At 72.0% G+C, this 8572-nt stretch carries 6 protein-coding genes and 4 tRNA genes; 7 read left to right on the top strand and 3 right to left on the bottom strand.

Annotated features, from left to right (window positions below; genetic code table 11):
• Positions 1 to 47 precede the first annotated feature (47 nt).
• Genes ACZ6ZR_RS38220 through ACZ6ZR_RS38210 form a run of 3 tightly spaced genes read right to left on the bottom strand, consistent with a single transcriptional unit; the run spans position 48 to position 4523 of the window.
• Positions 48 to 473: a DUF742 domain-containing protein gene (locus ACZ6ZR_RS38220; RefSeq protein WP_465650588.1), complete on the bottom strand. Its 426-nt coding sequence runs from the start codon at positions 471 to 473 to the stop codon at positions 48 to 50.
• A gap of 53 nt (positions 474 to 526) precedes the next feature.
• Positions 527 to 940 (bottom strand): roadblock/LC7 domain-containing protein, encoded by a 414-nt coding sequence (locus ACZ6ZR_RS38215; protein WP_465650592.1) that lies wholly within the window; start codon positions 938 to 940, stop codon positions 527 to 529.
• A 10-nt stretch (positions 941 to 950) separates the two neighbouring features.
• Complete coding sequence (locus ACZ6ZR_RS38210) at positions 951 to 4523, bottom strand: nitrate- and nitrite sensing domain-containing protein (RefSeq protein ID WP_465650590.1); 3573 nt, start codon at positions 4521 to 4523, stop codon at positions 951 to 953.
• 739 nt (positions 4524 to 5262) lie between these two features.
• Here ACZ6ZR_RS38210 and ACZ6ZR_RS38205 point away from each other — a divergent pair.
• The 7 genes from ACZ6ZR_RS38205 (at position 5263) to ACZ6ZR_RS38175 (ending at position 8553) form a co-directional block, all read left to right on the top strand.
• Positions 5263 to 5457, top strand: a complete 195-nt coding sequence (locus ACZ6ZR_RS38205; RefSeq protein WP_465650586.1) for a hypothetical protein — start codon at positions 5263 to 5265, stop codon at positions 5455 to 5457.
• A gap of 177 nt (positions 5458 to 5634) precedes the next feature.
• Entirely contained in the window at positions 5635 to 6435 is an 801-nt protein-coding gene (locus ACZ6ZR_RS38200; RefSeq protein ID WP_465650584.1) for a fumarylacetoacetate hydrolase family protein, read from the top strand.
• Complete coding sequence (gltX, locus tag ACZ6ZR_RS38195) at positions 6428 to 7933, top strand: glutamate--tRNA ligase (protein WP_465650582.1); 1506 nt, start codon at positions 6428 to 6430, stop codon at positions 7931 to 7933. Before ACZ6ZR_RS38200 ends, gltX begins: the two co-directional genes overlap by 8 nt.
• 206 nt (positions 7934 to 8139) lie before the next feature.
• Positions 8140 to 8211 (top strand) — tRNA-Gln (locus ACZ6ZR_RS38190).
• Positions 8212 to 8240: 29 nt separating this feature from the next.
• A tRNA-Glu gene (locus tag ACZ6ZR_RS38185) sits at positions 8241 to 8313 on the top strand.
• Positions 8314 to 8331: 18 nt separating this feature from the next.
• Positions 8332 to 8407: transfer RNA gene (locus ACZ6ZR_RS38180), tRNA-Glu, on the top strand.
• Positions 8408 to 8477: 70 nt separating this feature from the next.
• Positions 8478 to 8553, top strand: a tRNA-Glu gene (locus ACZ6ZR_RS38175).
• The last annotated feature ends 19 nt before the right edge of the window (positions 8554 to 8572 follow it).

Raw genomic sequence — 8572 nt, 5'->3', positions numbered from 1 at the left:
CGACGACGATCTTCGCGGAGGTGGTGGCGCGGCTGGGGGCGGCCGCGTTAGAGCTTGCGAAGTCCACTGAGGACCCTTTCGAGCAGCGTGACGTCCGGCGTTCCGCCCGACTCGCCGGCGGCGGCGGGCTGGTGGATGGCGACGAGACCGGCCTCGGCCAGGTCGGCGACCAGGATGCGGGCGACCCCGAGCGGTACACCGGCCAGCGCGGAGATCTCCGCCACGGACTTGACGTCCCGGCAGAGGCTCACGATGCGGGCGTGCTCCGGCAGCAGCCCGCCGGTGCGCTCGGCGGCCTGGGTGGTGGAGATCAGGGCCTCGATCGCCAGCTGGTACCGGGGCCGGGTGCGGCCGCCGGTCATCGCGTACGGGCGGACCAGCGGCTGCTGCTCGTACCCGTCGGACTGGCCGCCGTAGCCACTGCCGTACCCGCTGCTGCCGTAGGAGCCGCCGGGTGTCGGGGGCGGGGTCATGAGGGTCCTCCTGGATGCTCTGGTCAGTTGCCGCGCTTCGGGGTGACGGTCCGTCAGTGCAGCAGGCTGCCCTGGAGTTCCGCGCGCAGCGCGGGGGTGAGAACTGCTCCGGCGCGGTCCACGAGGAGGGCCATCTCGTAGCCCACGAGGCCGATGTCGGAGTCGGGGGCCGCGAGCACGGCCAGGGAAGAGCCGTCGCTGACGGCCATCAGGAAGAGGAAGCCGCGCTCCATCTCGACCACGGTCTGGTTGACCTCGCCGCCCTCGAAGATCCGGCTGGCGCCGGAGGTGAGGGAGGTGAGGCCGGAGGCGACGGCGGCGAGCTGGTCGGCACGGTCGCGGGGGAAGCCCTCGGACATGGCGAGCAGGAGCCCGTCGGCGGAGACCACCACGGTGTGGGACACCCCAGGGGTGCTGTCCACGAAGCTGGTGATCAGCCAGTTCAGGTTCTGTGCGGCCTGGCTCATCTGGGTCAACTCAACGCTCCTGCTGGTTCGAGCCGTAACCGGGGTTGTCCTGCGCGCCGTTGCCCTGCGGGCCGAAGCCGTCGAAGCGCGGCGGACGGGTCGGCATTCCGCCGCCCTGCGATGCCGCGTCGGCCCCGGCCTGACGGCCCTGCTGGATGCCGCGGCGCAGGTTGGTCAGCCGGCCGCGCACCTCCTCGGGGCTGCGGGAGACCTGCGGGCCGGTCAGCGGCGACGCCTCGGCGGTGCCGGAGACCAGGTTGGCCTGCGGGGTCCGGCGGGGGAGGCCGGACAGGGTCAGCCCGTCGGACGAGGGCTCGCGGACCTGCTCCGCACGCCGCCAGCGCTCGTCGTTGGCGGACGGGCGCCAGGGCGCGTCACCCGGGCCGTCCTGGCCGGGCTGAGGCTGCTGCTGCGGCTGGGCCTGCGGGGCCGGGGCCTGCTGCTGCGGCTGCGAGGCCTGCGGCCGGGTCGGAGCCTGCGGGGCCTGTGCCTGCGGGGCCTCGGCCCGCTGGGCGGGTCGCCCGGGCTCGCCGAAGCCCGGAGCGGAGGTCCCGGGGCGCTGCGGCTGGTACCCGCGCGGACGGGCCTCCTCGCGGCCGCGGCCAGGCAACTCCTGCCCGGGGGCGGGCTGCTGACGGGGCGTCCGCTGCGGGGCCGGGGCGCCGAAGCCGTCCTCGGGCCGCTGCCACTGCACGGTGTCGTCCAGACCCGGGCCGGTCGGCAGCGCCATCGGCTGGGCCTGCGGGGCCACCTGCTGCTGGGGCTGCTGGCCCTGCTGCTGGAAGGAGGGCTGCTGCGGCACCGGGTTGGGCACCGTCGGCAGCACCGGCTCGACCAGACCGAGGCCCAGCGGGTCACGCGGGTCGATCTCGCTGGCCTCGAAGCGCGGACGGGCGAACTGCGCGGTCGACTCGGCCGGCGCCTCCAGCGGAGCCGGAGCCTGCGGCCGGCCCTGCTGCTGGAACGCCTGCGGCTGCGGCTGGGCCTGCTGCTGGGCGGGCGCCTGCGGCTGACCGGGGCCGAACGGACGGCCCTGCGGCTGCGGACGGCGTCCGGCCTCGGGGTGGCCGGCCCGGCCGTGCTGCGGCTGCTCGTTCCAGCCCTCGGCACCCTGGGCGGCCGGCGCGGTGCGCGGACGCTCCTGGCCGAAGCCCGGCTGCGGCCGGCCCTGCTGCGGCTGACCCGGACCCTGGCCCGGCCCGCGGCGGGGCAGCCCCGCACCCGGAGCACCCTGGCCGGGCGCACCCTGACCCGGAACGCCCTGGGCCGGAGCACCGGAGGCCCCCGGGGTACGGCGTGGCATCAGGCCCTCGGCCGGGTTCTCCCGGAAGGACTGGCCCGCGTCGCGGGTCGGCATGCCGCCCGCCGGGGCACCGGCGGCGGGGCCGCCGAAGAGGTTGGGGGAGCCACCGGGCGCACCGGCCGGGGCACCCGGACGGCCACCGCCCTGCGGGCCCTGGCCGAGCTGCGGCCGGCCGGCCGGAGCACCGCCGGGGCGGCCCTGCGGGCTCTGCGGACCCTGCGGGCCCTGCCCGAGCGCGGCCGCGCCACGGCCGGCCAGTGCCTCGGCGGCACCGGGACGGCCCTGCTGACGCGGCGTCGGACCGACCCCGCGCTGCGGCTGCTTGCCCGGACCACCCGGACCGCCCGGGCCGCCCGGACGGCCCGCGCCCCGGCGGTCGCCGGAGGTGGTGACGTCGAGCGGGAGCATGACCAGCGCGGTGGTGCCGCCGGAGTCGCTGGGGCGGAGCTGGATGCGGATGCCGTGTCGCAGGGACAGGCGGCCGACCACGAAGAGGCCCATGCGGCGGGAGACCGAGACGTCCACCACCGGCGGGTTGGCGAGGCGCTCGTTGATGTCCGCCAGGTCGTCGGGGGAGAGGCCGATGCCGGTGTCGTGGATCTCGATCAGCACCCGGCCGTCCGGCAGCGCGTGGCCGGTCACCCGGACGCGGGTCTGCGGGCTGGAGAACGAGGTCGCGTTCTCGAGCAGCTCGGCGAGCAGGTGGACGAGGTCGTTGACCACGCGGCCGGCGACCTCGGCCGACGGCACCGAGGCCAGCTCGATGCGCTCGTACTGCTCCACCTCGGAGGCGGCGGCGCGGAGCACGTCGACCAGCGGGACGGGGCGGGTCCAACGGCGGCCCGGGTCCTCGCCCGCGAGGACGAGGAGGTTCTCACCGTTACGGCGCATGCGGGTGGCGAGGTGGTCCAGCTTGAACAGCGAGGCCAGCTGGTCCGGGTCCGCCTCGCGGCTCTCCAGCTCGGAGATGAGCGAGAGCTGACGCTGGATCAGGCCCTGGCTGCGGCGCGAGAGGTTGGTGAACATCGCGTTGATGTTGCCTCGGAGCAGCGCCTGCTCGGCGGCGAGACGGACGGCCTCGCGGTGCACCATGTCGAAGGCGTGCGCCACGTGGCCGATCTCGTCGGCCGAGTCGACGCCGACGGGTTCGACGGTGACGTCGACGTCGTGCGGGTCGCTCTCGGAGAGCGTCTTGACCAGCTCGGGCAGCCGCCGCTCGGCGACGTCCTCGGCGGCGATCTGCAGACGGGTCAGCGAGCGCACCATCGAGCGGGCCACCAGGGCCGCGCCGGCGATGGCGACGATGAGCACGACGGCGATCAGCGCGCCGTTGACCAGCGCCTGGGTGTCGGCCTCGTCCTGGAGGTCGCCGGCCCGGCCGTCGAGGTCCTCGAGCAGCTTCTTCTCGATCTTCTGCTCGGCGGTGATCTTCGCCGTGGCGCTGTCGTACCAGTCCTTGTAGTTGCGGGTCTCGGTCTGCTTGATGCCGTTCGGGTTGAGGACGGCCTTGCTGTACCGGTCCGCGTTGGCGATCTCCTGGTTGCGGGTCAGGCCCTGGCGCAGGATCTGAGCCTCGGAGTCGCCGTAGATGGCGGTGAAGTTGGTGAGGGCGTTGTCCTCGGAGGTCTTCAGGCGGATGCCGAAGGTCTCGTCGGAGGAGGACAGGTCCGGCCCGGTCGGGTTCGCGAGCGCCGCGCTGATCAGCGCGCGCTGCATCGAGGTGTTCTCCTTGGCCAGCGAGAACTGGTAGAGCGCACGGGTGATCTTGACCAGCTCGGTCGAGTTCGACGCGATCGCGATGTCCTGCGTGATGGAGAGCAGGTTCTTGATGATCACGTCGTAGTTGGTGATCGTCGCCTGGATGTTCTTGTGGTCCGTGTAGGCGTTGCTGCGGGCCTCGGAGAGCTGGTTGAGGTCACGGCGGACCTGGAGCAGCAGGGCCTTGCCACCGGCGAGGTCGAGGTCGTCGAAGTTGTCCGCGCTGGCCGCGAAGGCCTTGCTCAGGGTGTCCGAGACCTTGCGCGCGTTGGCGACGTCGTCGTCCTTCGCGCGCTCGGGGCCGCCGTTGGTCAGCGGGCCGGCGCTGAGGTCGCGCTCGCTCTGCAGCGCGTTCGCCAGGTCGGTGGCCTTGCGGGCCAGGTCGGCGAGGTTGGCCATCTGGGAGAGCTGGCGGGAGTTCTCCAGGGAGGACTGCACACGCAGACCGCCGAGCGCGAGGGCGACCACCACGGGGAGGAGCAGCAGCGCGATGAGGCGCGTACGGATCTTCCAGTTGCGCATGGCGAACCGGCTCATACCGGTGGCCCGGCGGCGGGTCAGCGAGGTGCGCAGGCGGGAGCGGCCGCTCGGCTTCTCGTTCTGGTCGGTGCCGTCGGCACCGTCCTGCGGTTCGGGCTCGCCGCCGCCGACTATCTGCTCACCGGGGCCCGTGAGCGGCGCTGCCTGGTGGGGGCCTGCCACGGGCTCACGCGACTCCGGGTCTCCCGCGGCGCCGCTGCCCTTCTTGAAACGTCCCTGCACTGGCGTCGCAACCTCTGGACCGGGCGCCCCTCACCGCTAACGCGGTCAGGGGCGGTGTCGAGTTTTTCCGTCGCATTCCAGCACAGCGTGGGAACTCCAACAAGGGGCGTTACCTGTCGGTGTCCTAGACCACCCAGCGCGCGCACCGTCTCACTGACTGTGCGGTAACAGGCCGGGAATACGGCGCTTTTCGGACACTCGTCCGATACATGCCAAGTCAGGCATCGGTGGCGCGATGCGGAGGAGCTCCCGAAATGTCCGAGACATCTGATTTGGGACGATCTCTGCACGGCTGTGAAATGTCCACGATGTGGCATTTCCCCGCCAATTTGTGAGCAAAGTCACAGCCGAATGTATAGCTAAGATCACGGCGCCTGTGGAAGAAGATCAGCTCTCTCCGGAGTCAACGTCTACCCTTGTGCGCTGTGCCAGGCGTCAGCCTGCCCGGAATCACCCACGCCGACTCCTCGGAGCGGCCCCGAACCCAAGGTGTGACGCAATGTCCCAGCTCCCGAACGGCTCGACCGCCAACCCGCGCCGGACCACGCTGGCCGCGGTCTCCGACTTCGGCCAGCTGCTCGGCGCCCCGGCCGACCGCGCGGTCGAGTACGCCGCCGAACTGCCCACCAGCACCGCCAATCCGCGTCGCACCGTGCTGATGACCGCCCCGGCCCAGCGCCGGCCGCAGGACTGAGTTTTTGGAGCCTGCTCACCTTCGGACCGCTCGCTGTCGCGGCCCTTCGGTTCGCAGTCTCGTGAGGGGTGTCGGCCCGCCGCCAGGCAGTCCGGCGCCCCTCGCGTCATATCCTGGGAGCCGTTCCAGACAGGGCCCGGTCAGGCCGGCGCCCGACCGACCGAGAGGCTCCCCACCGTGCGCATTGCCAGGTTCTCCGTCCGAGAAGGAAGCCCTGCCGCCGGCAGCGTCTCCTTCGGTGTGGTCGAGGGCGATCCCGCTCAGCCCGAATCCCTGGTGGTGCACGCCCTGGCCGGCCACCCGATCGTGTCGCTCCAACTGAGCGGCGAGAGCTACCGGATGCAGGACGTCCGCCTGCTCTCCCCGATCCTGCCCAACAAGGTGGTCGCGGTCGGCCGCAACTACGCGGCGCACGCCGCCGAGTTGGGCCACGAGGTGCCGGACGTCCCGCTCACCTTCTTCAAGCCGTCCACCTCGGTGATCGGCCCCACCGAGGCGATCGCCTACCCGCCGTTCTCCTCCGACGTCCACCACGAGGCCGAACTGGCCGTGGTGATCGGCCGGATGGGCCGCGAGATCCCGGTGGACCGGGTCCCCGAGGTGATCTTCGGATACACCTGCGCCAACGACGTGACCGCCCGCGACGTCCAGCAGCGCGAGGGCCAGTGGGCCCGCGCCAAGGGCTTCGACACCGCCTGCCCGCTCGGCCCCTGGATCGAGACCGAGCTGGACCCGAGCGACCTGGCGGTCACCTGCACCGTCAACGGCGAGCTCCGGCAGGCCGGCCGCACCTCCCTGATGGTCCGTTCGATCGCCGAGCTGATCGCGCACATCTCCGAGGCCATGACCCTGCTCCCCGGCGACGTCATCCTCACCGGTACCCCCGCCGGGGTCGGCCCGATCCAGATCGGCGACGAGGTCGCCGTCACCGTCGAGGGCATCGGCACCCTCTCCAACAAGGTGGTCAAGCGTGGCTGACACCGCCCTGGACCCGACCGTCCGGGTCCGCTTCTGCCCCTCCCCGACCGGGAACCCGCACGTCGGCCTGGTCCGCACCGCCCTCTTCAACTGGGCCTTCGCCCGCCACCACGGCGGCACCCTGGTCTTCCGGATCGAGGACACCGACGCGGCCCGCGACTCCGAGGAGTCCTACGGGCAGCTGCTGGACGCCATGCGCTGGCTCGGCTTCGACTGGGACGAGGGCCCCGAGGTCGGCGGCCCGCACGCCCCGTACCGGCAGTCACAGCGGATGGACCTGTACGCCGAGGTGGCCGACAAGCTGCTGGCCGGCGGTCACGCCTACCGCTGCTACTGCTCCACCGAGGAGCTGGACGCCCGCCGCGACGCCGCCCGCGCGGCCGGCAAGCCCTCCGGCTACGACGGCCACTGCCGCGAGCTGACGCCGGAGCAGACCGCCGCCTACACCGCCGAGGGCCGCGCGCCGATCGTCCGCTTCCGGATGCCCGACCGCACCATCGCCTTCGACGACCTGGTCCGCGGCACCCTCAGCTTCGAGCCCGAGAACGTGCCGGACTACGGCATCGTCCGGGCCAACGGCGCCCCGCTCTACACCCTGGTCAACCCGGTGGACGACGCCCTGATGGGCATCACCCACGTGCTCCGCGGCGAGGACCTGCTCTCCTCGACGCCCCGTCAGATCGCCCTCTACGCCGCCCTGGCCGAGATCGGCGTCGGCAACGGCACCACCCCGCGCTTCGGCCACCTGCCGTACGTGATGGGGGAGGGCAACAAGAAGCTCTCCAAGCGCGACCCGCAGGCCAGCCTCAACCTCTACCGGGAGCGCGGCTTCCTCCCCGAGGGCCTGCTCAACTACCTGTCCCTGCTGGGCTGGTCGCTGGCCGAGGACCGGGACCTGTTCTCGATGGACGAGCTGGTCGCCAACTTCGACATCGCCAAGGTGAACTCCAACCCGGCCCGCTTCGACCTGAAGAAGTGCGAGGCGATCAACGCGCACCACCTGCGCGAGCTCGCCCCGGAGGACTTCGTCCGGCGCCTGGTGCCCTACCTCCAGGCCCCCGGCCTGCTCCCGGCCGAGCCCACCGCCGCCCAGCTCGACCTGCTGGCGAAGGTGGCCCCGCTCACCCAGGAGCGGATGGTGGTGCTCTCCGAGATCGTCACCATGGCCGGCTTCCTCTTCGTCGACCCGGCCGAGTTCGCCCTCGACCCGGAGGACGCGGCCAAGGTCCTCACCGCGGACGCCCGGCCGGTCCTGGAGGCCAGCATCGCGGCGCTGACCGCGCTGGCCGACTTCACCCCCGACCCGATCCAGGCCGCCCTGCGCGAGGCCCTGGTGGACGGGCTGGGCATCAAGCCCAAGTTCGCCTTCACCCCGCTGCGCGTCGCGGTCACCGGCCGCCGGGTCTCCCCGCCGCTCTTCGAGTCGATGGAGCTGCTGGGCCGGGACGAGACGCTGCGCCGTCTGGGGGCCGCCCTGGAGGCCGTCCCGCAGGCCTGAACCCCCGGGCCCGGGGGGCTGCGTGACCAGCCGCGCAGCCCCCCGGCGCCCTGCCTGCGGTTATGGATTTTGGAGCAGGGCCGGGAGTCGGGTAATGTTCTTTCTGCGCCGCCCGGGAGGGACAGGGCGAGGGACCAGAAGCCTCGTCAGGAAGCAACCAAGCGGCCGCAACGCCGAGTGAAACCCCGTCAGGGGCTCAACTCTGGTGGGGTATGGTGTAATTGGCAGCACGAGTGATTCTGGTTCATTTAGTCTAGGTTCGAGTCCTGGTACCCCAGCGCAGTACGAGCAAGACCCAGTAGTACAAGCCCCCGTTGTGTAGCGGCCTAGCACGCTGCCCTCTCACGGCAGTAGCGCCGGTTCGAATCCGGTCGGGGGTACGCACCACAAGAGAACAAGCCCCCGTTGTGTAGCGGCCTAGCACGCTGCCCTCTCACGGCAGTAGCGCCGGTTCGAATCCGGTCGGGGGTACCAGATCCTTTCCACTGTCCCCGTCGGACGAGTTCGCAACCCCGGCACGGACGAAGCACTGGATCGCCAGTTTGCCCCCGTTGTGTAGCGGCCTAGCACGCTGCCCTCTCACGGCAGTAGCGCCGGTTCGAATCCGGTCGGGGGTACCAGAGCGAAAGGCCGGTGGGT

Source organism: Kitasatospora sp. NPDC088742, assembly GCF_055584905.1.
This window is presented reverse-complemented; position numbering and strand designations above follow the sequence as displayed.